The organism is Paenibacillus sp. ACRRY, from assembly GCF_022346995.1.
In the GTDB taxonomy this organism is placed as follows: Bacteria; Bacillota; Bacilli; order Paenibacillales; family Paenibacillaceae; genus Paenibacillus.
This window is the reverse complement of the sequence record NZ_JAKRNM010000004.1, coordinates 475,702-502,506: the sequence shown is the minus strand read 5'-3', so window position 1 is coordinate 502,506 and position 26,805 is coordinate 475,702. Positions and strand designations below refer to the sequence as shown.

The following is a 26,805-nucleotide window of genomic DNA, read 5'->3' as shown; positions in this document are numbered from 1 at the left end:
AGTACTAAGGATCAGGAGTTAAACCGGCATCAACTTGAAAAACAGCATGAATATTAAGCATGTTCTAAAGGTTAAAATATTGTAACTATTTGATACCACCTCGTTTCCAGCTATTACAGTCCTATAGATTCACCAAATCAGGTAATAGGTCATTAGACCTACAATTAAAATCACATATTCCATAAGTGGTAAACATTACTACCTGTTAAAAAAGCAAGAATCAGCTTCAATTCGCCTATTTTGTACCAAGTGGTTTCAAATGATCGCCCCCTCTGCCTTACTTTTAACAAGGCATGTCCAGCCCAGAGTACAAAAAAAAGACTGTTACTTCTGACGCTGCTCGCGCCTGAAGTAACAGTCTCTCGAATGTTCTATACTTTGAATTTATTGATCTGTTCTTGCAACTCTTCTGCCATTTTGGAGAGAGAACCAGCCGAGGATGCAATCTCTTCCATGGAAGCCAGCTGTTCTTCGGTTGCCGCAGATACATTGTGTACCCCGCCTGATGCTTCTTCCGCAATATTGGAGATTTGATCCACATATCGAACCACTTCATCCGTGCTTGCTGACATTTCTTCCGATCCGGCAGATACTTCCTGAATTTCACCAGCGACCTTGTTCACTGCTTCTGAGATTTGCTCAAAGGCTTGTCCTGCCGCAGTTACCATCTCTATTCCGGCTTCGGTTTCACTGCTGTTCACTTTCACTGCCTGTACCGCATGGTTCGTGTCATTCTGAATGAGCTGCACCAGGTCCGTGATTTTCTGTGCGGATTCCGATGATTCTTCGGCCAATTTACGAACTTCTCCGGCAACAACGGCGAAACCTCGTCCGTGTTCACCTGCACGTGCAGCCTCAATCGCAGCATTCAAAGCGAGAAGGTTGGTTTGACGAGCGATATTGTTAATGACTTCCGTGATGCTGCCAATCTCTGCAGAACGTTCTCCAAGCCCGGTTACGAGCTCCGTAAGTGAAGCAATGGAAGTACGAACCGATCCCATTTGATCCACAGCCTGCTGGATAATCATATTCCCTTCAGCCGATTGATTCGCTGCATCTACAGCAGATACGGATACACTCTGAGCAAGCTCTGCAATCTGTTCTGAACCAATGGCCATTTCGCTCATTGCCTGGGAAGAACGTTTCACGATATTCACCTGGTCAGATGTGCCCACAGCCAGCTGTTCTACGGTTGCGGAGATTTGCTCCGATGCTTGCGTATTTTGCTCGGCACTCGCCAGCAGTTCTTCCGAAGAAGCAGCTACCTGCTCGGAAGTCACAGATACGGACTGAATCATCGCACGCAAGTTGCCCGTCATGGTATTGAAGGAAGCAGCCAGCGTGCCAAGCTCATCCTTGTTTTTCAGCGTGATCATTTCGCCCGTTAGATCACCGTTTGCAATCAACATTGCCGATTCGTTCATCTTCTTAATTGGTCTCGAGATGATGCTTGCAATGAAGAAAGCAATAAAGAGTGCAATCAGGAAGGCAATAATCGTTACCACCAAAATGATAATAAATGCGCTATTTGCTTCTTCCAGCGACTCAGCTGTCGCTTGTCCTGCTAATTCATTACTCATCGTAATCAGCTGCGCAATGGTATCATTGGCTGTATCCCATAATGGAAATGCCTCTGAATGTAGCCTGCTGGCTTCATCAAAGTCGTTAGCCATACCCCGTTCGACAAACTCAGGCATTTTGGCCAAGTATGAATCGTAGTTTGTGCTGAATTTATCATACAGTGCCATCGCTTCGTCACTACCCTTAATAAGCTCTAGCAGTTGTTTTCGCTCATCCTCAATCTTGACCTGAAGCTGCTCTAAAGATTCACTTATCTCTGCGATTGAATTCTCATCCGTCTCAACAATGGCAGCAAGAGCCTGACGCTCCACGTCTGAAACGTCACCATTCATCATCCCGAGAAGGCTAACGCTCGGCATCCACGACTGGTCGATCTCTTCCGAAGTATTGGACATATCATAGATTTGAATCAAGGCGTAACTACTTACAAAGGCAAGCATTGCTACCACAATCATAAACCCCGTCAACAATTTCATGCGAATCGTCAACTTTAATTTCCCCAACGCGTTTCCCCGCGTGCTTTTCATATTCCCCACTCCCAACTTGGCCATTAACCAATACGTATGAATAATATATCGACACCTATCGACACGAATTGTAGATATTCGAAATTTAATTTTCATCAATTTCATGTAACTTCGATATAAAAACAAAAAAAAGCCTCAAGTCTTTGGCACAGCCAAAAACTCAAGACTTTCATGTATATATCGTCTAATCCTCGTCCCCACATCATAAGTGCTATTCTAACGGAAAACTCTCCGATGGATATGGATAAAGAAATCAGGAACTGACTTCGTATAGTTACGCGTTGTGATCAGAATGACACTGACCAGACTGCCCAAAATGAATCCACCAAGAATATCTCCCGGATAATGAACTCCTACATATACACGCGATACCCCAGTCAGCACGGCAAGCAGCAGCATCCACCATCCGAAACGACGTCCGATGAAAAACGAAGCGGCAGCAAGTGCAAAGACAAACGAAGCATGCTTGCTTGGAAAAGATGGATCCGGTACATGCGGCACCAGCTGATGTACGTTCCCATCCACAAATGGTCTTGGATGACCAACGGCTGGAGAAATGCCCCACTTGGCAAGGACAAGAGCCACAATAGATGCTACACATGCATAAAAAACAATACGCTGCTTGGCCGGATTACCCAGGAACCATACAATAACCAGAAGGGCAATCATAATCCACACGGCATATTCTGCTGAAGTGATCATAAACCAGTCCAGAAGCGGAACCCGGTCCGCAAACTGGTTGATCCAGTTAAAAACAGATTGATTCATAATTGCGTTAATACCTCCATGACATAAAACGTGATTCGTTTTTACACTATAATACCCACCAACTATTTGTCAAACAATGCACCGACTGACCGAATATTCGAAATCAAAGGGGACATTCTCCTTACTTTTTGTTAAAATAGTCTGGGTTACATATCAGTTCAACAATAGAAAGGTGAAGATTATGCTTAAAAAATGGTTGTGGGGGACAACCCTGACCCTGGCACTTGCCGTAACAGGCGTCCTCGTATATTACGGATATTCCATTGTACACTTTGCCAATAGCATCTCAACCGCTTCAGGTACCTCCTCATCGTCCACATCCAATTCTCAAGCAGACCTTGGTACGGACACTACAACAACACCAATTCCCAAGTGGGAAGGCAAGGAACGCGTTAACATCCTGCTTCTCGGGGGTGACTCCAGAGGGGATGATGCAGGGCGCTCAGATTCGGTCATGGTGGCTTCCATTGATCCTGTGTCCAAACGGGCGCATTTATTCTCTGTCCTGCGAGATACATATGTGGATATCCCTGGGCATGGCAAAAGCCGGCTTAACGCAGCTTTTTCCTACGGGGGCGCTGAATTGACCAAACAAACGGTAAGCAATCTGCTTGGCATTCCGATTCAGCATTACGTATATACGGACTTCATCGGCTTCATGGCCCTTGTCGATGCTGTAGGCGGCATTGATATTGATGTGGAAAAAGACATGTACTACACCAGCAAAGCTGACAAACATATGTATGACATTGATCTCAAAAAGGGACTTCAGCACATGGACGGCAAAACGGCCCTCCAATATGTTCGTTTCCGGCATGATGCCACATCCGATTTCACACGCACCGAACGGCAGCGTATCTTCATGACCGAGCTTGCCAAGAAGCTGCAAAGCACCACCTCCCTCTTCAAAATTCCGGAGATCCTGGAGGCGGTTGCCCCATATATTGAGACAGACCTCAGCCCTACACAGATGCTGAAGCTGGCCTCGCTCGGGTTTGACATTAATGTCAATGAAGTGGACAAACAGCAGATTCCACCTAATAAATTGTTAACCAACGAGCTTGCAGGTTCTGCTCAGGTTCTGGGCGTGGACAAAAATAAACTCCAGGCATTTATTCAAAATCTTTTCGAGGAAGATGCTCAGGCAGAGCAACAATAAATAGAAAAGCGGCGGCCTTTAGGGCCGCCGTTTTTTTATCCTATTTTCACCATTTAATCTCCTCTTAATGTTGAAATAGTACCCTTTAATGATGTTGTGTATTGGAAGGAGGCGGGCCATCTTGGGAAAACCGCGTATAGAAGAGTGGACGCAGCTGCGTGGGATCGCGTTTCTCGCCATCGTCATGCAGCATAATATTGCGGAATATATCTATCGTTCAGATATCGAACAGCCGGATTCCGTCATGCTGACCATGATCTATCATCTCACCCGGTTCGGAACGCCGACCTTTGTCTTTTTGTCCGGTGTGATGCTTTTTTATCATCATCGTCAGGTGAAGCCGGAATACCGTCCATTCATCCGAAAACGATTTGGTGATATTTATGTGCCCTTTATTCTCTGGACACTGATCTACTGGCTGTCTGTTCGCATTTTCACACCTGCATTTTGGCTCTCGGGCACGCCGGATGTACGCAGCCTGATCCGCGAGCTTTTCATCCCTCAGACAGGATATCATCTCTGGTTTGTCATCATGATTTTTCAGTTTTACGTGTTATTTCCTTTGTTCAGGCTCGGTGTGCAATTCGTGAACAGCCAGCTTACCAAAATCACCAAAATAACACGCATGCAATCCGTTCTATTGCTTGTTCTGCTTGCAGCGGGAATGTATAGCTTGCTGATGAAGTGGTCCTATTACGACATGGCCAGCTGGACAGCGGCACTTGCGAAGCCCTGGTCGACATTGCTGGAGTATCGTTCCTACTCCTGGGTGATGTACTGGTTCTACTTTTTTCTCGGGGCAGTTTGCGCTTGGGCTGTAGACACTTGGAGAAACTGGACCATTCGTGCGCTCCCATGGATGATCAGTCTTTTCATTGGCATGTACTTCTGGCTGGGTTACGATGTGCTTAGAGGGTCTGGGGATGTTGTCAATCTTAATATATCGACATATCTGAAGCCGACAACGTTCATTATTATTATGGCGCAGATGTTCATGTTATATGGATTCCTTGTCCTGTTACGAGGCAAAACAACGAAGTTCCTGGGCGCGCTCACCTGGATCGGCCGCTATTCGTTCGGCGGTTATCTAGTGCATGCTCTGGTTATCTATGCGATCGCCTACTTCACCAGACCACTCCAGCTTGGCGGCTGGCATCTGCCGGTAACCTTGCTGTCATTTCTGGTGACAACTGCCACAGCACTGGCCATTAGCTATGGACTATCCCGATTACCGGGTTCCCGTTATACGGTTGGTTTACAGCGTAAGCGGAGCCGGAACTCGTCTGTTCAAGGTTCGGATACTGTAGAGCCTCGGATTAAAGCCGGACCTGTTACACCGCTGAGTGCAAGTGCAAGCCGTTCTTCCGAAACAAGCTAGAAGGGTTGATCACATAGCATAGACTAGTAAAAGTAAACCTCAGTCAACCTCGTTGTACATCTATGTTTACGAGAAACAGGGCGCCTTTCTTCCAAGGAAGATAAGGCGCCCTGCATATACATAGATTAATCTGACTCAGTTGAGGCCGGGTGCCCTGGTGCATGTTCCCGTGGAATGGAATGTGCCCCTCCCTTATGGTTCACAAGTCGCTGCAGATCACCCGTCAACTCTTCCTTCAGCTTGTCAATGAGTTGTGTTTCACTAATTCCATGTGCTTTGGCAACTTCAGCAAGAGACTTGCCACTTTTCAACTGCTCATGAAGCTGTTCCGGCGTAATGCCGATAAATTGGGCAATCGCCTTGTGGTTCAAGGAAGGATGTTTTCTTCCATGACTTGCAAACTCCCTACGCAGCTCTCTAAGCGGGGTATTGATGACCTTTTTCAACTTTTCATCCATGCCAGCCTTGGCTGCTGAGACCTGCTCCTTGGTTAAGCAGCCTTCTGCAGCAGCTTGATCCAGACGTTTCACAAGGGATGGTTTAAGCTTCTGCAGCAGCTGCTCTTCGCTTAGCCCTTTGCGCTCTTTGGCAATCTGGGTCAATGTCTTGCCTAGCTCCATCTGCTCCTTCAGGTCTCTGAGTCCAATGCCGAGCAGATCGGCAGTTTCACCAATCATAAATAATCCATGGCTTGCCTGCATACAAGGATGTTTGTCACTCTGGGAAGCTGCCGGAGTCGTCATTCCGGCGCCTTCAGGCTCCTCTGCCGCACTGGCTGAGGCAGCATTTCCCGTTGCTGCTAATATGAGCATGGCTGCCAAACTGCTTGCAAGCCATGTTTTCCATTGGTGTTTCATTTCTCTTCCGCCTTTCGTATGTCGAAATACTGTGGTCTACCCCTAGTTTGAGCCTAATCCACCCATTTTTATCCCATAAAAATACAAAAAGTCATCATATATTTCACAATTCATCACAAAAGATCCTATTTTTTTCAATTCATATCCGCTATACTGGGTATAACTCCATGATCTAGTCGAATAGTCCTTAATTATTTTATTGCGGGAAGGGCGTAAGGAAACGATGTGGAGAGAATGGCTTGATCCGTTTAGATCCGATTTGGAGGTGGTGTTCGCTGCTGCCGAGCAGCTGGTTCAGAACTATCCTGAATCCCTGTCAGAACATGCACTGGAACAACTTCACTCTATTAATCCCCTGTTACGCGATTCAGGTCACAGTTATATTGGCTACATTATTCCGCTCTGGATGCAGATTTCAGACGGACTCTCCCCACAGACTGCACACAAGTTAAGCACGGCCTGTCTGATTCATATGTTGTATTTTCTCAATCAGGATGAAGTGATGGATGAACGTCCTGACGACAGCACATTGAAGTTATCCTTGGGTAATTTATACTACATGGATGCTCTGCATATCTACTCGGACTTATTTAGCCCGACTTCCCTGTTTTGGACGTATTTCAGACAATATGTAACGGACTGGGCTGTTAGTGTTAACGGCGAGAAGTCTCTGGATTACTTCAAGGAAAACCCGCTTCTGATCGCCCAAAAGGCAGCCCCCCTTCAACTTGGAGCTGCAGGTGCTCTTCTTTTCCTTGAACAAAAAGACCGAGTTATTGCCGTATGTTCTGCTGTTAACATCGCACTTATGACCCTCCAGATGACAGATGATTTCAATGACATGGATCAAGATGCGGCACAGGGAAATTACAACAGTTTCCTTTCTCATATTTCTTCTGCTCTACAACTAGCTTATCCTTTACAGCCGCTAAGCGAGCGTATCCGGGATAATATGTACAGCACGCCAATCATGAACTCTTATGTAGACATTGCTTACCGATATCAAGACATCCTGGCATCGTCTAACTTAGGAATTCCGCACCTCTTGACCTTTAATACGCACTTATGCCAAACACTTGTACAAGCTGTCGAGGCAATCAAGCAGCACAAAAAAATGCTTCATCAAGGCGGGTTTCATTACTGGATCAGTGAACATGGCTTAAACCCACAGGGGAAGTCATGAAACTGTGACAGTTCATATTCCATATAAGAAGGGATTGTTGAACGATGATGGTATCTGAGAGAACACTGCATGAGGATATTATTGAAAAGGCCTGGACCGATGAACATTTCAGACAGCAGCTGCATTCCAATCCAAAACAGGCACTTCGCGATGCATTCGGTATTGATATTCCGGACAACGTCAAGATCCGTACAGTAGAAGAACAGCAGAATGATTATGTTCTTGTCATTCCGCCCAATCCCTCCAAGGTGAATTATGACGTGAATTGCGGACCTTGGAGAACCTAAACACCCAAATTAGCGGCTCGGGCCGTCATTACAGGTAAAGGGGTAGAGGACAAAAAAGCTGTTGTATCTTCTGCCAGTCCGTCAATCGACGAACTCGGCAAAAGATACAACAGCTTCCGTTCCTACCCCTTTTGTGCTTGTAAATGATATCTCGCCATGCATCGCTTCCACAATTCGGAAGGTTACCATCATGCCAAGTCCTGTTCCCTTGATTTTGTTGGAGAAGTAAGGCTCTCCCAGGCGGACCAAAGCTTCCTCATCCATGCCTTCCCCATTATCCCTAACGTGAACTTTAATGATTCCATCTTGGGCATATGCCCATATATCAATCTGGCCCTGACCTTGCAAAGCTTCAATACTGTTTTTAATAATATTAATAAAGGCCTGTTTGAACTTGGAGGAGTTGCCACGAATCCAGAGATCTGGCGGAATATCCGTTGTTATTTTACCGCCTTCCAGATTGGCCATCGGCACCAGAATCCCTTCAATATGCGTAAACTCTTCAGCAATATTAAGAGAAGCGATATGATCAAACTCCGGTTTGGCAAACGTCAGAAAGTCCGTAATGATCCCTGATGCCCGGTCTAGCTCCTCGAGGGCAATTCGCACATACCCCTTGTTTTTGTTGTCTTCCTGTTCGGTCATCAGCTGTAGGAATCCTCTTGTCACCTGTAGTGGATTTCGAACTTCATGGGCAACCGAAGCGGCCAGCTCACTAATAATCTCCATCTTCTCGGATCGCTGCAATTCATTGTTGAACAGCTCCAGTTCCTTGGAGTATTCAATGACCTGTCTATGCTTTTCCGCAAAACGACTGCCCAGAATGGCAATAAGCGCTATGATAAAAGCAACCATCGACCACTTCCACCATATCAGATGATACGTGCCATTACGCTGATAGTACCACAACAATTCCGCTACGCTGATCAGCGCAAACGTGCTGTATCCTGCAGCCAGCAGTATCGCTTCTTTGTTTCTTCTAAGTGCTTGAGATATGGTGCCTATCATCAATAATGTCAGCAGAATAACCAAAATGACGCCGATTGCCTTTTGAACAAGAAATACATAAAGTACGTCCCATTGACCACTCGAGATGAAATACAGGAGCAGTGCCATGATTGCAATACCGGAATACACGAGCTGGAATTTTCTTAACTTCGTGAAGATTCCATAAGGACCCGCCCCAATAATCTGTTCGAAAAAATAACATAGTGCAGGCATTCCCGCCAGCATCGCCATATCGAACAATATGGAGTATAGATCCCCGTAAATCTGGTAGAACGTATACAGAAATTGTGAATACGTAATGATCATCGTTCCGATGGAACCCATGACAACACATAGCGAGATCCATAATCCCTTATGGAATTTGCCAAAGAAGAATGTGCAGCTTAGCATGGTCATGGCTGTGAACAGAAAGGTTGCCCCTAAGATGACATCCAACAAGCCATTATGAATGTATCTCTCCTGCAGATTAGTATATCTGCCTACCTCAATCGTCCCGAAGATTCCGAGTCGGCCGTTGGTATTTTCAGTCCATATATACAGTTGCTCATCTGAATTTTCAATGGATAGAGGCAATAATACCGCGTTGTTGTCGTAATTATAATGATAGTTCTCATACACCTTGCGATCCTTAAGATAGATCACAATATGTTGACCTTTAATATTTTCAAAACGAATGGCGGAATTATCCTCACTCAGTTGTGGAATGGTCAAGCGAGTCCATAGTGACTCCGTAGAAGGATTAACCGTGGTATAATCCGGCTTCTCCAACCCTTGCCGCTCCCAAACTTCATCGGGTCTTCCCACTTCGCTGATAAACCCCTGATCGTGCGCATTTCCCCATTTTACTTCCCATGTCGTAATGGGGACAGGACTGTTATCTTCCTGTACACTTGCCGCGCCTACTCCCTGCGGCCAATACATGATGAATAACAGGCTGATCCATAGGACAATGATAGCTTTGGGCACATTTTTCATTCACAGCACCTCAAAGTTCATATTTTGAGCATTTAGCAACCCTCGAATGATGCCAAATGCTGAATCTATCCCCTAACTCTATCATTTATGATTCGCCATGATTTAACGTGTCACCTTCTAATGGCAAACGAAAAAAATCACATTTTAGTTCAACTATATATTTATTTCCATTTTATAACGAAGGAATCCAGTTATCACTTGTTTTACTCGCGTAAATCTTCGAACTGGTTCTCTATCATTTCGCGTTCCGTCCGTTCATAGGCATTCCGAAACTTCAGCCACTGCTCCGTTTCCTCATCCTCATAGATCGTCCATATATCCGAAAAAAGAAAATCACGCAGCTGGACAACTTGTCCTGCCCATATGCCACCAACCCAGAACAAACCGTCCGGTCTGCGAATGACTGTACGCGAAAAGCCGGGCGTAGATGCCTTTTGTCCAATTCGGATTCGACTGATCATATTGCCAAGTGTATACCATTCCAACTGGAATCCCTCCCTGTTTCATCATGCTCCATCATAACATAGGCCTTGCTTGAAAGCTGTACCAGCTGCTCTACGATTCAATTCGCTTCTATGGGTGTAATGGTTCCTCAAAGAAACCACTCACCTATTAAGGAGATGATTGAAATGAATGAGCCACACAAAACGGTAGAAGTAGAACGGAAAGATATCCAGCAAAAATCGGATTCCAGCATGGTCGCCTCCACTTTTATTAAATATGCGGCTTATGTAATCATTTTTTTCGGCTTCCTGTACTTTCTCGTCAAATATGTATTCCCTAAATTTTAATCATTCATATTCGGTGCACCCCAGGGAATGCTAAAACGTGCACGATTACAACGATTGCGGTTTGGGTAACTACGGGGTAAGAACCTTTGAAGATATCAACACAAAAATACATGCAGTCAAACACATTTAATTCCTGAAAGGAGCTGCTACTTATGACAGACAGACCGATTAGTAATGACGAAAGCGACCGTTATTATGACCGATATCAGAGATCCCGTGATATTCCGCCCGAAACGGAAGTGCCCGAGGGCGATATGGATACATTTGACGAAGTGTCCGGAAGACGAATTGAAACCGATGAGACGGACCTGCCTCCTGTAGCTGCAACGACAGTAGAGGATGAGGAGCTCGAATCACGGCTGGCAGAACCTGCACTGGAATCTGTACCTGATGCCGATCTCCTGCAGCCAAATAGCCCAGTTGACCCAGCTGCACCTGATCCGGACGCCCTTCATGGTACCGATCTGCTCAATGGTGCAGGAGCCGATGCCAAACCGCAGGATGATATTCTTCCAAGACGTTAAGATTGGCAAACTCCCCTTGCATGAATTAGGAGGTGCAGCATAATGAAGGATGATCACCATAAGCATGTCGAGACGCCGGATAATCTGGTGACCGAACGGGACATCGATCCTGATTTTGGACTATTTACGGAAGATTCATTTCCGGATGCTCTGGAGAAAGAGGATCAACGTGATGCTGTTGAGCATGCTATTCCTAAGGAGAAATCCGACTCTGAAGAATGATACAACTGTGCCATGTAATTCATCAGGCTGAACAATAGGGAAATCTCTCATGAAGAGGTTTCCCTTTTTAATGTATATTACTTGCCCACATATATAGTCACATCAAAAAGATGGCTGCTGTATTGCTACAGCGCCATCTCTCCCCTTAAGATCCATCTATCGATCTGCTGTTACCGCTTTCTCCGATGCTGATTTTCCTGAACCCGGAAGCTTATGCTCCAGACCCGACCATTTGGCTACAATCGCTGTGATTAACAGTGCCAGTCCGTTGATGATAAAAATCCAGCGAATAGGCAGCCATCCACCAAGAATACCACCAATGATGGGTCCTGCCATCGTACCGATCTGGGACGCCGACTGATTCAGGCTAAAGGCCCTGCCTCGGAAACCCGGGTCCGTCGCCTGCACAATCATGGCATTGATGGCCGGGAACACGGCCGCGAAGAACAACCCATATACAAACCGCAAAACACCAAAACCAATATAACCTGTCGTGAAAAATTGCAGCAGATTTCCCACTGCCCCGCCGATGAGTCCAATGATCAATACTTTGCCGTAACCGATGCGCTGACCTATCTTCCCCCATCTCGGTGCCATAATGACGGTAGCTATACCTACCGCTGAGAAAATAATACCTGAGCTGAGTGATGCCCGGTCCGGCTGAATACCCATCTCCATGACATAGACCGTGAGCAGCGGCTCAAGAATCATGACGGAGAAGGTACAGATGCCCATCATGCCAAGCACGGTAATAAACAGACGATTCGCTCTGGCTTCACGAATATCATCCATGACATGGGAACGCGGCTTGTTGCGATTGAAATTCTCCTCTTTTACCCAGAAGGTTGCGATCACCGCAGAGACGAGCACCACAATGGCTGAAAATAAAAAAGCATTCCGGTTGCCATAGTAGTGGCTCACCACACCGCCAATTAGCGGGCCAATGATCCCGCCTGTAGCTCCAGCCGTGGACATGATACCCAGCGCATATCCTGTCTTTGCTTCAGGCGTGTTCGTACCCACAAGGGCAATGGCAGCCGGAACGAAACCAGCCAGCAATCCCTGAAACAGCCGGACTACGATGAGTGAATATGGGTCCTGTACAAAGTAGTTGATCAAATACAAAACCGCAAGGCTGTATCCCGACCGGATCAGCATTGGCTTGCGTCCGTATTTGTCTGCCAGGGAACCCCAGAACGGAGACACCAGTGCACTGGCCAGAAACGTGATGCCAAAGGCCAGCCCAGACCAAAACTCCAGGTGATCACGAACGCCGAGATCGCCACTCAGAAACAAGGGCAAAAACGGGATGGAGATTGAATAAGCGGTGCTGCAAAAAAATACACCAATCCACAAAATCACCAGATTACGCTTCCACGAGAAGTTCATATACCCGCACGTCCTTTCCGTTTACTGACGCCCGGGACTGCCGTGGTTTGGAGCGGACGGAACAGACCCGTACGTCCCTGCTGCGGAAGCATTTTCCTTATTTTACACCTATGCTTCCATGAAGGCCATCCCTGGTACCTGCAAAAGTAAAGCCTGGATTGCCTTCCTGTCCCAAAAAACGGTATGATAGTTGATGGATTATCCCAAAATAATTCCGATGAAACACATTAAGCAGAGATGCAAGGGGGAACATTCTCATGTCTTTACGATGGAAAAAAACAACTGCTGCATCGCTGATCATGGCGCTGCTGCTTATTGTTATTAGCGGCTGCGGACGCCCTTCGAGCGGCGCCACGGAACCCGTTCCGGCTCCGCCTGAAGGTGAAAACCCGGTAGCCACGATTGAAATGCAGGACGGGCAAAAAATCGTGATCGAACTCTATCCGGAAATTGCGCCCAACACGGTTTACAATTTCATCTCACTGGCCAATCAGGGTTTCTATGATGGCCTCATCTTTCACCGCGTCATTCCAGGCTTCATGATTCAAGGTGGAGACCCAGCTGGTGATGGTTCAGGCGGCCCCGGATATGCCATTAAAGGTGAATTCACATCCAACGGGCACAAAAACCATTTGAATCATACTCGCGGGGTTATTTCCATGGCTCGTCAATCTGATAACCTAGACTCGGCCGGTTCCCAGTTTTTCATTATGTTAGCTGATGCGGATTACCTGGATAATGCTTATGCAACCTTTGGCAAAGTCACAGAGGGTATGGACGTAGTCGATGGAATCGCAGCTACGGAAATAGGTGCAGGTGACAAACCGGTCACCGATCAAGTCATGAAAAAAGTGACCGTGGACACGCATGGACTGGAATATCCTGAACCTGTTAAAATGCCAGAGTAATAAAGGCTTCAGGTACATCACAAACAAAAGCTCTGTCTTGCGATAATACGCAAGGCAGAGCTTTATTCAATGATAGCGTTTACATAGGAGGATTAAAAAAAAGCCCTCTACGCACATATATACACAGCAGCTCTGCAACCCGCTGATCTCACAACATCCACCCCAACAAACGGAACCAGCCAATAATCGCAATCCATAGCGGGCAGCTGAAGGCAACCCCCCATGCAAGCCCTTTCAACAAGCTGCGGTCAACTTCCACGAACAACGACTCCTTTCTCCAGGGAATAGTCGCAGTATCGGTAATACTATATGATTTTATACCCGTTTTCATTCGTCACGGAACAGCTGATTTCCTTCTTTTCTTGACTCGTTTCATGGAATGGATTCGGGGAACCTGATATACTATGACTACGGATCGAAACAGGGAACCTGATTTACGTTTGAGAGGAGAATTTTCCATGGCAAAATCCAAAAAACAACCTGCTGCTCCCAAAGCAGCTCAGGATAAACCAACGACGCTGAAGGATCTGCTCAGCAGCGAAGTACTGGAGAAGCTGAAGGCTCAGGCTGATGAAGCCAAGGCTGCCGAAGCCCAGCGCAAGGAAGAGGAACGACAGCAGGCGGAAGAAGCTCGCAAAGCGGAACAGAAGCGTCGGGATAATGACTTCGAGTATTTATTGAATAACAGCTCGCTGGACTGGAAGAAACATAAATAACATTCCTGCATGCGATTCGCATATTGACGTCATTTCATATTCAAACTCAGATTCAGGACCGATTCTCGGTCCTGTTTTTTTGGGTTGGACAAGTATGAAGGAATCTGATTCACCTCCCTTGTGCCGGGTATGTAGAGATAGAGAGTAACACTGAAATCTTATGGACGTGGAGGGATCAGGATGAGTGAACAGCGTTTAAAAGGAAAAGTGGCGATTGTAACCGGCGGTGGTTCCGGTATTGGGCAGGCTACCGCGATTCGTTTTGCAGAGCATGGAGCCAAAGTCTACATGCTGGACCGTACGCCAGAGAAAGCGGAAGAAACGAAGCAGACCATTGAGAAGGCCGGCGGTGAGGCTTATGTAATCGAATGTGATATCTCCAAACCAGACCATGTGCAAAAAGCGATTAATCAGGCTGCGGCTGAAGCCGGCAAACTGGATATTGTATTCGCCAATGCCGGGATCAACGGCACAATGGCTCCGATTGAAACAATGGAACCGGAAGACTGGGATCAAACGATGGAGATTAATATGCGCGGTACGTTTGCAACCGTCAAATACGCCATCCCCCATCTGAAAGACCGCGGAGGCAGCATCATCATCACCAGTTCGATTAACGGTAACCGGGTATTCTCAGGTATCGGGTTCTCTGCATACGCTTCCAGCAAAGCCGGGCAAACCGCTTTTACGAAGATGGCTGCGCTCGAACTGGCGCGTTACAAGATTCGTGTCAACGCCGTCTGTCCTGGTGCCATCGATACCAACATCGATGACAACACTTATCCTTCAGATGATCTGAAGGATGTACAGATTCCCGTGGAATTCCCGGAAGGTCATGAGCATCCGCTCAAGGGTGAACCTGGCACATCAGAACAGGTAGCCAACCTGGTGCTTTTCCTGGCTTCCGACGAATCTTCCCATGTCACAGGTACACGGATCTACGTGGATGGTGCAGAATCCCTCCTTCGAGGATAAGTTATCCGTCCCATCGTAGCGAATTCAATAAACCAAACATCCCGCATGTCTCCTGAGCCTCAGGATACTGCGGGATTTTCATTGTTCTCCTTTTGCCAATCACACCGCAGAACTTCTCTCCTTCTTCACCCGGTTCTTCACTCGCTCCGGAATGGCAAAGAACAGCACGTACATTAGTGAAAACAATACGGATGCCAGTACTTCCTCCCCAAGAATATATAACGGGTAAGGTCCCAGAAGATCCAGTACAGATGCCGTCTCCGGTTTATGACGAAGAAACATATAGTTGGCTTCCAAAAGCACATCCATTCCATATACAATCAGCGCAGCCACATTAACAAAAACCATTGAACCCACAACCGATCTCCAGCTTGGACGAAGCTGTTCTACCCAGGTCATATAGAGCAGCGCAAGTATAATACAGGCATGAGCCGTAAAAAATTGAATAAAACGAAAATGTGGAACGGTATAACCCAGGTTGGGAGTTACGATCGCCATCAGTGCTCCTGCAATCCCTGCAAATAATAACGCCGAATGCAGTAAACGACTGCGTGTTAACAACAGCACGGCTGACAACAAAAGGGACAGACTGCACAGTTCCAGTGGCAATGATGTTCTTACACTCCACACACCGCCGTAGACATACCATAACTGAAGCAGACCTTCACAACCGATCATGAAGATGGCTAAAGCGAATCGCAGCAGCCTCCGTGTGCGTTCCGGCCATGATCTCAAGTGGTTTCTAAACAGATACAGCAAGATAATCACCATTGCCGTGCAGCCCATCGCCCATATATGTGGATTCGAAAACATGATAAAAGGCCGTTCATCATAAGGGTCAAGCCACTGGGGATATCCCATGTTCTTCTCCTTCCCATTACCGACAGTCACATCTTGAAATGTAATATTTTTCATTTTGGCATTAATCGAAGCGAAAGTCTATCCGTTTAATGTTACAGATATGTATTGCTTTATAATTATCTTTATGTTAAGATAAATGCAGAACAAAACAAACAAAAAGTTAGCAACTTAATAAAAGTAAAAATCAATCTCACACATAATTAGAATACCTCAAATCCCAATTACCCAGGAGGAATTAACAATGCAAATCAAAGGACTTCACCACGTATCCGCACTGACCGCACATGCCGCTGAAAACTATCGCTTTTATACCGATGTCATGGGCCTTCGCCTGATCAAAAAAACAGTAAATCAGGATGACGTTTCCGTATACCATCTCTTCTATGGAGATGAAAAAGGTAATCCCGGCACCGAGCTAACCTTCTTCGAAATTCCGATGGCTGGACAGACACGCGAAGGCGTGAACAGCATCTCTGCTACTTCGCTGCGCGTTCCTAGTGATGCTGCCCTCCAGTATTGGATCAAACGTTTTGACGAGTACGAAGTACCTCATGGTGAAATTATGGATCGTGGCGGCCGCGCAACACTCTCATTTACTGATTTTGAGAACCAGCGTCTGATCTTAGTGTCTGATGAAAACAACACAGGTGTACCTGGAGGCAAACCATGGGATCAGAGCCCGGTACCGGCTGAATACGGTATTGTTGGTCTTGGTCCTGTACACCTCACCGTTCAGGATGCATCGTTGACGGCGACAGTTCTCACAGAGCTGCTTGGATTCCGTCAAAATGGAACCTACCCTGCTTTTGTTGCAGGACAACCGGATGTACTTGTATTCGAATCCGGTGAAGGAGGCAGTGGTTCCGAGGTCCACGTGGAGGAGCGTAATGACCTGCCGATCGAAAGACCAGGACGTGGCAGCGTACACCATGTTGCCTTCCGGGTGGATAATGAGGAAGAATTAAAACAATGGGTGGAACGTGTTCGCAACTTCAGCTTCCCTAATTCCGGCTTCGTCGATCGCTTTTACTTCCGGTCCTTGTACTTCCGTGAAGCAAACGGCATCCTGTTTGAACTCGCGACGGATGGTCCTGGTTTTGATACGGACGAAGAACTTGCTCATCTGGGAGAATCGCTCGCTTTGCCTCCATTCCTGGAAGGCCGCCGGGCAGAGATCGAAGCCAATCTCAAACCTCTCGATACCGTAATTCGTTAAGCAGCTCATAACTTTAGATCATTTCTCTCAAACCAAAAACGATTATTGCATGCGCCGGTGGTTCAGGCTGAACCGTCTAACGCAATGACAATAATCGTTTTTTTATAAACAATAAAATATTATTTAGTCAGATACGAAGTAGTCAATGGAACGAACAGAGAAGAGCCGGGTTCTTCGTCAACGATCTCCACAAAAACAAAATCAGCCTCGGAAACATCAACATCTACACTCTGCAATCCACGATCTGCTGCAACAGTGAGTGTTTTCAGCGTTGTATTATTATGATCTATAATTCTGATCTCGTGGGTACCCGCAATGGCTGCCAGTTCCAGATGTAACTTGGAATACTTTTTTTGTGTCATGATCTGGAAGCTTTCGCCTTGTTTTACGGAGTCCGTATGAAGATATACATCTTTGTAGTCTTTCCCTTTATACGATGTGTCGCCCGGATCCTTGGTGTGCCACGCGGATGTTCCAAGCGCAGTTGCTCCAAGTGAACTCAATGTTAACTTATTCTCTTCGGGTGCATTAGATCCGTTGCTATTGCCGATCAGAATCGAAGAGGTTGCACTGTCATAAGTAATTTCCGTACCGAGTAATGTCCCCACTGCTCGCACAGGTAAATACGTTGTTCCATTGTAGGTTATTGGCAGTACCGTCTTGCCATTGGCATCCTTGGCTGTCACTGTTGCTCCATTCATTTTCAGAGAAATCTTGCTGTTCAGATAGGCCTTAATTGGTTCAAGCCCTGTTGCTGCCAGTGCCCCTGTACCAATACCGAGTGTCAGTGTGCCCACCATCAGTCCGATTACGGCTTTTTTCTTCACTGTAAATCCCTCCCATACACAAATTGTTTGTCCTTTATACATTTAAACGACTAAAGTGGTAATGTCAACCACTTTAATTCAATATTATGGAAATATTTCTGTATAAGGACAGCACAAAGCGAGGCTGAGTATCCCCGTTTTTTTTCAGCCCCACCATTCCTGCCCTCGCCTAATAAGGCAGAAGCATAAGTTATTCTTTTATGACAAGCATCGATCCCTTAAATCTTCTACTCCGTGAATTCAATCAAACGATTCATAATACTCGTCTTCATACGCTTCTGTGCTGTATTCAACATTCTCGGCCTTCCATTCGCCATCCTGGTATGCATAGGCAAATGTCAGATCTCCGTCGTACCCAGCCGGTCCATAAGCACCGGATGCCGTGACTTCCAACTTACCGTTCTCCACACTGTAATACACGACATCGCCGAATTGAAGTTCATCATTATAGGCCATGCCATCCGTTTCTTCCTCAATCTGAGAAGGTTCTAACTCCACCCCATCCAACGCTACGTCAATGGTCACTTTCCCAGGCGTTACGTTTATTTTGGACTTCATGTGCTGCTTTACAACCTCATCCAAAGGCTGCATATTCATCTCTTCCAGCGTATCCGGATCTATAATGTGTGCCTGACCCAAATAAATACCCGTCCCGTGTCCGGCGGTGAACAGCACGATAATCTCCTTTTTGCCATCCCCATTCAGATCTATTTCATGTATTTCAGGTTTGTAAGAACCGCCTTCTCCCTGCCAGTTGCTGAATTCACGTGTCTGTCCATTCACTTCAAGAATCATGCCGTTATAAATATAACCCGAACCCTCCACTTGCAACGGGTATAATCTGACCTTTTCATTTTCCGGAGCAACGGAAACGTTCTCTTTTTTTACAGGAGTTTTCTCTATTGAGGTAAAGGATGTTTCATTGGTTTCTATATTGGATGCCACGACCCCATCGGTCTGGCTGGATTGATCATCTATGTTAAGCTGTTTTTGTTCATTGGATGTTCTGGCAGCTGAAGTTGTACTAATCGTAACAACCGCCAAAACGATCATCAGCAGGATACCTGTCCAAGTTTTCAATATACTGGGCTCCTTCTTTTAAAAATGGAATACTACAACTATTATATCGTCATTTATCGCCCAGTCGTTGCGAATTTGTTAATGTTTCATAAAAAAAACTTTACAAACCTCAAATTTTGCGAAAGAATGTTCGGGTTTATCCATATTAAGAAAAAAAGCACTCCGGACACAGCTCAAGGCTGCATCCGAAATGCTTTTGTTTTATCCATCAAACGATCCGTTAATTGTCTCAATTCTTCAGCGGAAGATGAGATTTCCTCCATGATTGCCGTCTCCTCATGAGCGGCATCCATAATCCGTCTGGCCTCGTCCGAGAACGAGCCGGCTTTTCCTTGAATCTGTTTCACGTGACCATGTGTTCGTTCAACCCGAACGGTCTGCTCAGCAATTTTGGAGCCGATCTCATGAGCGCCCTTCATGAACACCTCAACCGTTCCCGTCAGCTCCTGCAGCGTCTGATCGACGTTAATGGTGCGCTGGGACTCATTCACGACAAGCCCGTGCTGCTCATGAATCAGCTGTGCCGTATCGCGAATACGCTGCTGAACACGACTGATCAATTCGTTAATCCGGTGAACCGATTGTGTACTCTCGTCCGACAGCTTGCGAATCTGCTGGGCAACTACAGCAAAACCTGCTCCCTCTTCACCGGCACGCGCTGCCTCAATGGATGCGTTAAGGGCCAGAAGCGCTGTCTCTTCGGCGATGTTTTTGACCGATTGCGTAATGGCTTCAATATCTGAAGCTTCCTTCTCCAGAAGCACCATGATGTCGCGGGAACGATTATGCGATACGGTCAGCTCGTCCATTCCTTTCATCAGATACGAGAATGTCTGCTTCGTATGATCCACCGACCGTTCCATCTGCCCTGACATCTCTGTCATTCCGATCGATTGGGTATGCATGCGCTGAAAATCATTCAACATCTCATCTGCTGTAATCAGAGAATGTTGTGAGGTCTCTTTTTGTTCCTCTACCCCTACGGCAATGTGATCCACCGCTTCTGACATCATTTCGATCTGTTCGGCTGCCTGGGTAATGGCTTCACTCAGCGATTGCGCATTCTGTGAGGTCGTACGTGTACTGTCCGAAATATCGTTTACAATGCTTCTTAGATTAACGACCATCGCACGAAACGCATCATATAAAACAGCAAGCTCGTCCTGCGTACGGCGCTGCGGAATTTCAGCTGTCAAATCTCCTGACGAAACTTGCTGAGCTGCTTTGGATAAGTGAACAATAGGGCGTGTCAGCCAGCGTGAGGCAAACCATCCCAGAATTCCGTTCCAGCACACCCCTAGGATCAATACTAAGGTGATATACAACCAGCTCGGCATGGAGAAAGAGAGCCAGTCCTGGAGGAAAAATATAAAAAAGCCGCTAGTTCCGTATGTAATAATCGAAATTAGTACCAGACCTGCGACTGTCTTTGCGCCTAAAGTCCATTTCATGTTCACACCTCGTAGTCCTTTTTTCCTATTTTACCAATCATCAACCAAATATCATGTGATCTACATCACTGAAAGCGCTAAATCAGGAACCCATCTTGTCCCGCACGAATACCTTTTCATCCTTGTGGTGCATAATTTATAAGATAAGTTTGTGACACTTCGATTCACCCAGTACCAAGCCAGGTTAAAACCCCTAATTTTAATTATTATCGGCAACTTGGGTAAAATCATTTAGCCTGGCATCCATTTTGCTTAAGTGATATACTGAGTGCGCTTCGGCATCGCCGGAGCTGACCTATTTTTGGATGCCACTGGAGGCGAAAGAAATGTCTACAATGTCCACACGGACGGAGAAAGATTTTATTGGTGAAAAAGAAATTCCTGCTTATGCCTATTACGGTATACAGACGGTGCGGGCCGTGGAAAACTTCCCGATTACCGGCGTACCCGTGCATCGGGAGCTGATTACAGCCCTTGCTGCCGTGAAGAAGGCTGCCGCAGTCACGAATATGGAGCTGAAAATGCTGCCGCCGAAAATTGGCGATGTCATCGTGATGGCCGCTGAAGAAATGATGAAAGGTCATCATCTGGATCATTTTATAGTTGACTCCATTCAGGGCGGTGCAGGCACCTCCATGAATATGAATATGAATGAAATTTTGGCCAATCGCGGACTGGAACTGCTGCTGCAAAACAAAGGGGACTACTTCCACTGCAATCCCAACAACCATGTGAATATGTCCCAATCGACCAATGATGTCATTCCAACGGCACTGCGGATTTCTGCGTATCAGTTGTCTGAAACACTGCTTGATACCATGCAGCGTCTGAAAGATGCTTTTCTAAAAAAAGAACTGGAGTTCAATGATGTTGTCAAAGTAGGACGCACCCATCTCCAGGATGCCGTGCCAATCCGTTTGGGACAAGAATTCGGTGCCTATGCTCGGGTACTGGGACGCGATATGGAGCGTCTTGAATTCGCGAATCGCCGCCTGCTGACGATCAACCTCGGAGCTACGGCAGTAGGAACAGGGCTCAATGCCAAACCGGAGTACATCGTTAAGGTCACTGAACATTTGTCCAATGTTACCGGACTGAAGCTGCAAACGGCTGATGATCTCGTGGATGCTACTCAGAATACAGATGCATATATGGAGCTGTCTGCTGCCCTCAAGGTATGCGCAGTCAACCTGTCCAAGATCTGTAATGATATTCGAATGATGGCTTCCGGACCACGGGCAGGATTCAATGAGCTTCGTCTTCCGGCTCGTCAGCCCGGTTCCTCCATCATGCCAGGGAAGGTCAATCCGGTTATGGCCGAGGTGATCAACCAGGTCTCCTTCCAGGTCATGGGGAACGATCATACCATCTGCATGGCGTGTGAAGCCGGGCAATTCGAATTGAATGTCATGGGTCCTGTCATCGCGTTCAACCTGCTGCAATCCCTGAAAATCATGAATAACGGCATTGACGTGTTCACCCGTTATGCGGTGGAGGAAATGGAAGCAAACCGTGAACGCTGTGCACTGATCATGAAGCAAAGCTTCAGCGTCATTACGGCACTCAACCCGCATCTGGGCTATGACGTGGCAGCATCCATTGTGAAGGAAGCTCTGAAAACCGGTGCTTCGCTCCAAGAAATCATTCTGGAACGCGGATTGCTCACCATAGAGGAGCTCGAAGAAATCATGCATCCGGAACAGATGACTACACCAGGCATTGCTGGTGAGCGTTTCCTGCACAATATGTAATGAGGTTTGACTGACTTGAATTCATTATGATTATTGATCAAAACAGAAAGCCCCTGCACACCGTTAATCCGGGTGAGCAGGGGCTTTCTGGTATCATAACGCTACTGCTATAAGAAGGAATGCATTAGGGCATTAAGGTTTGTTTACCTCCAGCGCCTGCGCTCAAATGAAGGCAGAATCTGCAGCTCCTCCCTGTACTTTGCCACCGTTCTGCGGGAGATCCTGATTCCCTCCTCGGCGAGCAGCTCTGTCAATTGGCTGTCCGAATACGGCCGGCTAACCTGCTCCGTACGGATGAGTTCCTTCAATCGAAGTTTAACCACTGATGCAGAAGTGGGATCTCCACATGCTGTCTCAATGCCTGTCGTAAAAAAGGACTTTAATTCAAATATCCCATGAGGGGTCTGAATATATTTCCCGCTAACGGCACGGCTCACCGTGGACTCATGCATGTCAATCCTCTCGGCAACGTTTGCCAGACTGAGCGGTTTCAGACCAGCGGGTCCTTCATGCAAAAAATGTACCTGTTCACTCATCACTGCCGTGAGAACACGCATCAAGGTTCTACGCCTTAGCTGCACACTGCGAACAATGGCTCTCGCCTCCGCTGCGCGCGATGACCAGACTTCATCTGGAGCTCCATGCCTGATCCAATGGGAACATTGTTCATTCATGGATACACGAAGGTTCCCTGCCGAATGGAGTCCCATATAAATCTCGCCATGCCTCAGTTCCACCATGGCATCCGGAATAATGTAATGGGGACGCTCATGGCATCCAATGGAACGACAGGGTTTAGGGTCAAGCCGAGTAATGTAATTATACGCAGCTTGTGCCTCACTTGAGGATATACCGAGCCTAGTTCCCGCTTTCCCCGGATGGAAGGGTACGAGCTCCCCCAGCCCGGCCTGAACCATTCGCTCTGCATGGAGAGCGGCTAACGGATCCCGGCGGATCTGAAGCAGCAAGCACTCATGTAAGCTGCGTGCCCCAACGCCTGCGGGATCCAGCGACTGAAGGATATTCAATCCTGCTTGCAGCCCATCCACAGAGATACCGGATACCGATGACAATTCAACCAATTCTATCGTCAGATAACCGTCACTATTGACACATCCCGCCAAATATTCGGCTGCTGCCTCCAGCACAGGCGGAAGACTCAGCAAGCGAATCTGAGCAGACAGCAGCTGCTCAAGCGTTGGCTCAGCACTTTTCGCCTGCAGCAACGGGTCGTAGGAAGCGAACGTTCTCTGATTTCCTTTCCGCGGGAGGCGGACCAGAGGTACAGCGTGCTCCTCCACTTCAAGTACTGGATTCTCTTCCGCTGCTTCCTGCAGATAACGAATCAAGTCCTGTCCGGACAACGTCAGCAAATGAATGGACTGTTTCATCTCTGGCGTCATGGTCAGCCGAACACGCTGTTCCTGAACCAGCTGCATCTCCAGCATGATTCTCCCTCCTTCTGCGCGGAATGGAATTTGATTTATATTTTCCGGAAAAAGAGTACAAAAGTAAATGCTTGACTACAAGCATCAGCCCCTATTCGCCTCAATACTTTTCGGAGACCAGCTTCGCTTGTGTAAAGAGCAGCAGGTAGTCTCTTCCGCCCGCTTTGGAGTCGGTGCCTGACATGTTGAATCCACCAAACGGATGCGTGCCAACCAACGCACCTGTGCATTTCCGGTTAAAATACAAATTGCCAGCAAAAAACTCCCGTCTTGCCAGTTCCAGATGTGCACGATTCCGTGAAATGACTGCACCTGTCAAGCCATAATCGGTGTTGTTCGCAATATGAAGAGCTTCCTCAAACGTATCTGCCTTGATAAACGCGAGTACAGGTCCGAAAATCTCCTCCTGCGCAATGCGGGCCAGCGGGTCAACATCCGCGATAATTGTCGGTTCAATGAAATAGCCTTCGGCATCTCCTGTACCTCCCCCCAATACAAGTCTTCCTTCGCCCTTGCCCACCTCGATGTATTCATTAATCTTGGCATATGCCTTGTCATCAATTACTGGCCCTACATGACTGCCTACCTCGAGCGGACTGCCCATCGTGAGCTTCTTCGTACGCTCAATGACCTTCTGTAATACCTCATCATATACATCCTTATGAATAATGGCGCGGGAACACGCGGAACATTTCTGTCCGGAGAATCCAAATGCCGAAGCGGTAATGGAGTCCGCAGCCAGTTCCAGATCACTCTCGCTGTCCACAACAATGGAATCTTTACCGCCCATTTCTGCAATCACCCGTTTGATCCACTTTTGCCCTGGAGCTGTGTGAGCTGCCCGTTCATTGATCCGCAGACCCACATCTCTTGAACCGGTGAAGCTGATAAAGCGAGTCAGCGCATGATCCACCAAATAATCACCCACTTCGCTGCCCGGACCTGGCAAATAGTTCACTACGCCATCCGGTACTCCTGCTTCAGCCAGCAGTTCCATGAATTTGGCGGCGATTACCGGTGTCGTGCTGGCCGGCTTCAAGACAACTGTATTACCCGATACAAGCGCGGCAGAAGTCATGCCAGCCATAATGGCCAGTGGGAAGTTCCAAGGTGGAATGACAACCCCCACACCAAGCGGGATATAAGTCAGTTCATTATCCTCGCCTGCAATCCGGGTCAAGGGCTGAGGTTCACTGAGACGCTGCATTTCCCTCGCATAGAATTCCATAAAATCAATAGCTTCCGCTGTATCTGCATCTGCCTCCGGCCATGTTTTGCCTGCTTCATACACCATCCATGCAGAGAATTCATGCTTGCGCAGTCGCATAAGCGCAGCTGCTTTGTACAAATATCGTGCACGTTCGTTCGGATCTGTATGTTTCCAGGTGCGGAATGTTTCTGCCGCTGTCTGAATCGCCTGCTCTGCCAGCTCCTGATCTGCCTGGAAAATGGTACCTATCACCTGTTCCTTAGCCGCCGGGTTAACGGAGGTTGAGGTGCGATTGCTCGTTACTTTCTGCCCGCCAATAATCATGGAATATTCCTGTCCGAGCTCAGATTCCACCTTGCGAAGTGCGCTCTCAAAGGCTTCCTTGTTCGCTGGTACTGCAAAGGGCGTAAATGGTTCGTTAACAAAAGGGATATTCATGAATAATTCCTCCTTCAGGATGTTGGGATCGCTGGCTGCTCGCCTGATTTACCATGCTATTTCACTCTCACCAATATATGTAGCAAGATCCGTGCCAACTCCGATTAAGAATGAATATTTTAATAAAATAAATGATCTGGCACGATTCTTGCTTCATTAAAGGGCTATAAGAAGCATGATCCCTAAGGAGGAAACTGGCGTGAGTATTGGAACGGAAATGTACCGCAAAACACTGCTGACCGTTGCAGGCAATAAAGCTGTGGAGAATCTGTCCATCAAATACGGCAAAAAGCTGGCAGGCAAGTTTATTGCTGGCAGCACACTGGAGGAGGCACTGGAGGAGATTCGGGTCCTTAACAACAAAGGCATTATGGCCACACTGGATCATCTCGGGGAAGGCATCACAAGGTTGAGGGAGGCTGCCCAGTATCGTGATGAATATATAAGACTCGTGGAAGGCATAGCTCGCCAAGGGGCAGACTCTAACGTATCCCTGAAGCCAACCCAGATGGGCCTTGCGCTCGATCCGGAGGAGGGTTACCGGAATATCCGATCCGTGGCAGCGCAGGCGAAGCTGCACGACCTGTTTGTCCGAATTGATATGGAGGACAGCCCGTTCACCCAGGCTACGCTGGATATTGTCCGCCGCCTGCATGCAGAAGGACTTGATAACACGGGAACGGTACTGCAAGCCTATCTTCATCGTACCGAACAGGATACACGGGACATGATTCGTGAAGGCATTCGGCTTCGTCTCGTCAAAGGCGCTTACAAAGAGCCCGCAGCCGTAGCATATCAGAATGCTTCCGAAGTCATTGATCAATTCAAGTCCATGATCCGCCAGCATCTGGATCAGGGTGTATACACAGCGGTAGCTTCGCATGATGACCACATTATCTCGTGGACCAAACAGTATGCCAGAGACCGGGGCATCTCCCCTGATGCGTTTGAATTCCAGATGCTGTACGGACTGCGCATGAGCGAACAGGAACGACTGGCAAGGGAAGGTTATCGCATTCGCTGTTACGTGCCCTATGGAACGATGTGGTACCCGTATTACACTCGCCGCCTTGCCGAGAAGCCGGCCAATCTCTGGATGGTCGTCAAAAACATGTTTAGATAATCCGACTTCCCTATTCATATGGAACCATGTGATCCCTGTTTTCTCAGGTCGCATGGTTTTTTTATCCCCTCTCTCATGCCCCCCCCTTCTACACTGCAATGTCTAAAAAATAAGAAACCCCAAATTGAAATGTCTAATATTTAAGACACTGA

26 protein-coding genes are annotated in these 26,805 nt (G+C 47.2%); 13 read left to right on the top strand and 13 right to left on the bottom strand.

Translation table 11 applies throughout. The annotated features are described in order from the left end of the window. Window positions 1-371: 371 nt before the first annotated feature. Together MH144_RS18210 and MH144_RS18205 are read right to left on the bottom strand one after the other, a co-directional pair. A complete protein-coding gene (locus MH144_RS18210; protein WP_275440166.1) occupies window positions 372-2,108 on the bottom strand; it encodes a methyl-accepting chemotaxis protein in 1,737 nt (578 codons plus the stop codon). 216 nt (window positions 2,109-2,324) lie between these two features. Beyond that, window positions 2,325-2,876 (bottom strand): undecaprenyl-diphosphatase, encoded by a 552-nt coding sequence (locus MH144_RS18205; protein WP_239302685.1) that lies wholly within the window; start codon window positions 2,874-2,876, stop codon window positions 2,325-2,327. Window positions 2,877-3,057: 181 nt separating this feature from the next. Between MH144_RS18205 and MH144_RS18200 the strand changes: the two genes are divergently transcribed. Next, complete coding sequence (locus tag MH144_RS18200; protein WP_239302684.1) at window positions 3,058-4,035, top strand: LCP family protein; 978 nt, start codon at window positions 3,058-3,060, stop codon at window positions 4,033-4,035. A 121-nt stretch (window positions 4,036-4,156) separates the two neighbouring features. After that, window positions 4,157-5,413, top strand: a complete 1,257-nt coding sequence (locus tag MH144_RS18195; protein ID WP_239302683.1) for an acyltransferase — start codon at window positions 4,157-4,159, stop codon at window positions 5,411-5,413. A gap of 125 nt (window positions 5,414-5,538) precedes the next feature. On the opposite strand, the gene MH144_RS18190 is transcribed toward MH144_RS18195, so the two are convergent. Next, a complete protein-coding gene (locus MH144_RS18190; protein WP_239302682.1) occupies window positions 5,539-6,270 on the bottom strand; it encodes a hypothetical protein in 732 nt (243 codons plus the stop codon). A 223-nt stretch (window positions 6,271-6,493) separates the two neighbouring features. Between MH144_RS18190 and MH144_RS18185 the strand changes: the two genes are divergently transcribed. Together MH144_RS18185 and MH144_RS18180 are read left to right on the top strand one after the other, a co-directional pair. After that, window positions 6,494-7,453, top strand: a complete 960-nt coding sequence (locus MH144_RS18185; RefSeq protein ID WP_239302681.1) for a hypothetical protein — start codon at window positions 6,494-6,496, stop codon at window positions 7,451-7,453. Between the two features lie 44 nt (window positions 7,454-7,497). Next, complete coding sequence (locus MH144_RS18180; RefSeq protein WP_239302680.1) at window positions 7,498-7,740, top strand: NHLP leader peptide family RiPP precursor; 243 nt, start codon at window positions 7,498-7,500, stop codon at window positions 7,738-7,740. Between the two features lie 81 nt (window positions 7,741-7,821). On the opposite strand, the gene MH144_RS18175 is transcribed toward MH144_RS18180, so the two are convergent. Both MH144_RS18175 and MH144_RS18170 read right to left on the bottom strand, forming a co-directional pair. Beyond that, window positions 7,822-9,723, bottom strand: a complete 1,902-nt coding sequence (locus MH144_RS18175) for a sensor histidine kinase (protein ID WP_239302679.1) — start codon at window positions 9,721-9,723, stop codon at window positions 7,822-7,824. A gap of 203 nt (window positions 9,724-9,926) precedes the next feature. Next, window positions 9,927-10,208, bottom strand: coding sequence for a hypothetical protein (locus MH144_RS18170; protein WP_239302678.1), 282 nt, complete (start codon window positions 10,206-10,208; stop codon window positions 9,927-9,929). Window positions 10,209-10,352: 144 nt separating this feature from the next. Here MH144_RS18170 and MH144_RS18165 point away from each other — a divergent pair, with 144 nt between their 5' ends. The 3 genes from MH144_RS18165 (at window position 10,353) to MH144_RS18155 (ending at window position 11,260) form a co-directional block, all read left to right on the top strand. Next, on the top strand, window positions 10,353-10,514 hold the full coding sequence (locus tag MH144_RS18165; RefSeq protein WP_239302677.1) for a hypothetical protein: 162 nt from the start codon (window positions 10,353-10,355) through the stop codon (window positions 10,512-10,514). Window positions 10,515-10,666: 152 nt separating this feature from the next. Then, window positions 10,667-11,038: a hypothetical protein gene (locus MH144_RS18160; RefSeq protein WP_239302676.1), complete on the top strand. Its 372-nt coding sequence runs from the start codon at window positions 10,667-10,669 to the stop codon at window positions 11,036-11,038. 42 nt (window positions 11,039-11,080) lie between these two features. Beyond that, on the top strand, window positions 11,081-11,260 hold the full coding sequence (locus MH144_RS18155; RefSeq protein ID WP_183522581.1) for a hypothetical protein: 180 nt from the start codon (window positions 11,081-11,083) through the stop codon (window positions 11,258-11,260). A gap of 156 nt (window positions 11,261-11,416) precedes the next feature. Here MH144_RS18155 and MH144_RS18150 read toward each other — a convergent pair whose 3' ends face one another. Beyond that, entirely contained in the window at window positions 11,417-12,649 is a 1,233-nt protein-coding gene (locus tag MH144_RS18150; protein WP_239302675.1) for an MFS transporter, read from the bottom strand. Window positions 12,650-12,906: 257 nt separating this feature from the next. On the opposite strand from MH144_RS18150, the gene MH144_RS18145 reads away from it, so the two are divergent. Next, a complete protein-coding gene (locus tag MH144_RS18145; protein WP_239302674.1) occupies window positions 12,907-13,557 on the top strand; it encodes a peptidylprolyl isomerase in 651 nt (216 codons plus the stop codon). A 148-nt stretch (window positions 13,558-13,705) separates the two neighbouring features. Here MH144_RS18145 and MH144_RS18140 read toward each other — a convergent pair whose 3' ends face one another. Further along, window positions 13,706-13,888, bottom strand: a complete 183-nt coding sequence (locus MH144_RS18140) for a hypothetical protein (protein WP_239302673.1) — start codon at window positions 13,886-13,888, stop codon at window positions 13,706-13,708. A 127-nt stretch (window positions 13,889-14,015) separates the two neighbouring features. Between MH144_RS18140 and MH144_RS18135 the strand changes: the two genes are divergently transcribed. Both MH144_RS18135 and MH144_RS18130 read left to right on the top strand, forming a co-directional pair. Beyond that, entirely contained in the window at window positions 14,016-14,273 is a 258-nt protein-coding gene (locus MH144_RS18135; protein ID WP_239302672.1) for a YqkE family protein, read from the top strand. Window positions 14,274-14,453: 180 nt separating this feature from the next. Further along, window positions 14,454-15,248 (top strand): SDR family oxidoreductase, encoded by a 795-nt coding sequence (locus MH144_RS18130; protein WP_127538047.1) that lies wholly within the window; start codon window positions 14,454-14,456, stop codon window positions 15,246-15,248. Between the two features lie 99 nt (window positions 15,249-15,347). On the opposite strand, the gene MH144_RS18125 is transcribed toward MH144_RS18130, so the two are convergent. Further along, complete coding sequence (locus MH144_RS18125) at window positions 15,348-16,163, bottom strand: YwaF family protein (RefSeq protein WP_239302671.1); 816 nt, start codon at window positions 16,161-16,163, stop codon at window positions 15,348-15,350. A 187-nt stretch (window positions 16,164-16,350) separates the two neighbouring features. On the opposite strand from MH144_RS18125, the gene MH144_RS18120 reads away from it, so the two are divergent. After that, window positions 16,351-17,325, top strand: coding sequence for a ring-cleaving dioxygenase (locus MH144_RS18120; protein WP_239302670.1), 975 nt, complete (start codon window positions 16,351-16,353; stop codon window positions 17,323-17,325). Between the two features lie 119 nt (window positions 17,326-17,444). Here MH144_RS18120 and MH144_RS18115 read toward each other — a convergent pair whose 3' ends face one another. The 3 genes from MH144_RS18115 to MH144_RS18105 form a co-directional block, all read right to left on the bottom strand. Next, window positions 17,445-18,152, bottom strand: a complete 708-nt coding sequence (locus MH144_RS18115) for a copper amine oxidase N-terminal domain-containing protein (protein ID WP_239302669.1) — start codon at window positions 18,150-18,152, stop codon at window positions 17,445-17,447. A 240-nt stretch (window positions 18,153-18,392) separates the two neighbouring features. Continuing rightward, a complete protein-coding gene (locus MH144_RS18110) occupies window positions 18,393-19,232 on the bottom strand; it encodes a hypothetical protein (protein ID WP_239302668.1) in 840 nt (279 codons plus the stop codon). 173 nt (window positions 19,233-19,405) lie between these two features. Beyond that, window positions 19,406-20,683: a methyl-accepting chemotaxis protein gene (locus MH144_RS18105; RefSeq protein ID WP_239302667.1), complete on the bottom strand. Its 1,278-nt coding sequence runs from the start codon at window positions 20,681-20,683 to the stop codon at window positions 19,406-19,408. A gap of 326 nt (window positions 20,684-21,009) precedes the next feature. Here MH144_RS18105 and MH144_RS18100 point away from each other — a divergent pair, with 326 nt between their 5' ends. Next, window positions 21,010-22,434 carry an aspartate ammonia-lyase gene (locus tag MH144_RS18100; RefSeq protein WP_239302666.1) on the top strand — a complete coding sequence of 475 codons (1,425 nt, stop codon included), beginning with the start codon at window positions 21,010-21,012 and terminating at the stop codon, window positions 22,432-22,434. 143 nt (window positions 22,435-22,577) lie between these two features. Here MH144_RS18100 and rpoN read toward each other — a convergent pair whose 3' ends face one another. Then, entirely contained in the window at window positions 22,578-23,882 is a 1,305-nt protein-coding gene (gene rpoN / locus MH144_RS18095) for an RNA polymerase factor sigma-54 (protein WP_239302665.1), read from the bottom strand. Window positions 23,883-23,982: 100 nt separating this feature from the next. Next, window positions 23,983-25,530, bottom strand: a complete 1,548-nt coding sequence (pruA, locus tag MH144_RS18090; RefSeq protein WP_239302664.1) for an L-glutamate gamma-semialdehyde dehydrogenase — start codon at window positions 25,528-25,530, stop codon at window positions 23,983-23,985. A gap of 199 nt (window positions 25,531-25,729) precedes the next feature. On the opposite strand from pruA, the gene MH144_RS18085 reads away from it, so the two are divergent. After that, complete coding sequence (locus MH144_RS18085; protein WP_239302663.1) at window positions 25,730-26,653, top strand: proline dehydrogenase family protein; 924 nt, start codon at window positions 25,730-25,732, stop codon at window positions 26,651-26,653. The last annotated feature ends 152 nt before the right edge of the window (window positions 26,654-26,805 follow it).

Coding starts and splice junctions, on each gene's coding strand:
- MH144_RS18145 (WP_239302674.1), top strand. CDS start 12,907: ATGTCTTTACGATGGAAAAAAACAACTGCTGCATCGCTGATCATGGCG.
- MH144_RS18180 (WP_239302680.1), top strand. CDS start 7,498: ATGATGGTATCTGAGAGAACACTGCATGAGGATATTATTGAAAAGGCC.
- MH144_RS18120 (WP_239302670.1), top strand. CDS start 16,351: ATGCAAATCAAAGGACTTCACCACGTATCCGCACTGACCGCACATGCC.
- MH144_RS18160 (WP_239302676.1), top strand. CDS start 10,667: ATGACAGACAGACCGATTAGTAATGACGAAAGCGACCGTTATTATGAC.
- MH144_RS18140 (WP_239302673.1), bottom strand. CDS start 13,888: ATGAAAACGGGTATAAAATCATATAGTATTACCGATACTGCGACTATT.
- MH144_RS18105 (WP_239302667.1), bottom strand. CDS start 20,683: ATGAAATGGACTTTAGGCGCAAAGACAGTCGCAGGTCTGGTACTAATT.
- MH144_RS18205 (WP_239302685.1), bottom strand. CDS start 2,876: ATGAATCAATCTGTTTTTAACTGGATCAACCAGTTTGCGGACCGGGTT.
- MH144_RS18150 (WP_239302675.1), bottom strand. CDS start 12,649: ATGAACTTCTCGTGGAAGCGTAATCTGGTGATTTTGTGGATTGGTGTA.
- MH144_RS18190 (WP_239302682.1), bottom strand. CDS start 6,270: ATGAAACACCAATGGAAAACATGGCTTGCAAGCAGTTTGGCAGCCATG.
- MH144_RS18155 (WP_183522581.1), top strand. CDS start 11,081: ATGAAGGATGATCACCATAAGCATGTCGAGACGCCGGATAATCTGGTG.
- pruA (WP_239302664.1), bottom strand. CDS start 25,530: ATGAATATCCCTTTTGTTAACGAACCATTTACGCCCTTTGCAGTACCA.
- MH144_RS18185 (WP_239302681.1), top strand. CDS start 6,494: ATGTGGAGAGAATGGCTTGATCCGTTTAGATCCGATTTGGAGGTGGTG.
- MH144_RS18100 (WP_239302666.1), top strand. CDS start 21,010: ATGTCTACAATGTCCACACGGACGGAGAAAGATTTTATTGGTGAAAAA.
- MH144_RS18165 (WP_239302677.1), top strand. CDS start 10,353: ATGAATGAGCCACACAAAACGGTAGAAGTAGAACGGAAAGATATCCAG.
- MH144_RS18210 (WP_275440166.1), bottom strand. CDS start 2,108: ATGAAAAGCACGCGGGGAAACGCGTTGGGGAAATTAAAGTTGACGATT.
- MH144_RS18135 (WP_239302672.1), top strand. CDS start 14,016: ATGGCAAAATCCAAAAAACAACCTGCTGCTCCCAAAGCAGCTCAGGAT.
- MH144_RS18175 (WP_239302679.1), bottom strand. CDS start 9,723: ATGAAAAATGTGCCCAAAGCTATCATTGTCCTATGGATCAGCCTGTTA.
- MH144_RS18130 (WP_127538047.1), top strand. CDS start 14,454: ATGAGTGAACAGCGTTTAAAAGGAAAAGTGGCGATTGTAACCGGCGGT.
- MH144_RS18200 (WP_239302684.1), top strand. CDS start 3,058: ATGCTTAAAAAATGGTTGTGGGGGACAACCCTGACCCTGGCACTTGCC.
- MH144_RS18125 (WP_239302671.1), bottom strand. CDS start 16,163: ATGAAAAATATTACATTTCAAGATGTGACTGTCGGTAATGGGAAGGAG.
- rpoN (WP_239302665.1), bottom strand. CDS start 23,882: ATGCTGGAGATGCAGCTGGTTCAGGAACAGCGTGTTCGGCTGACCATG.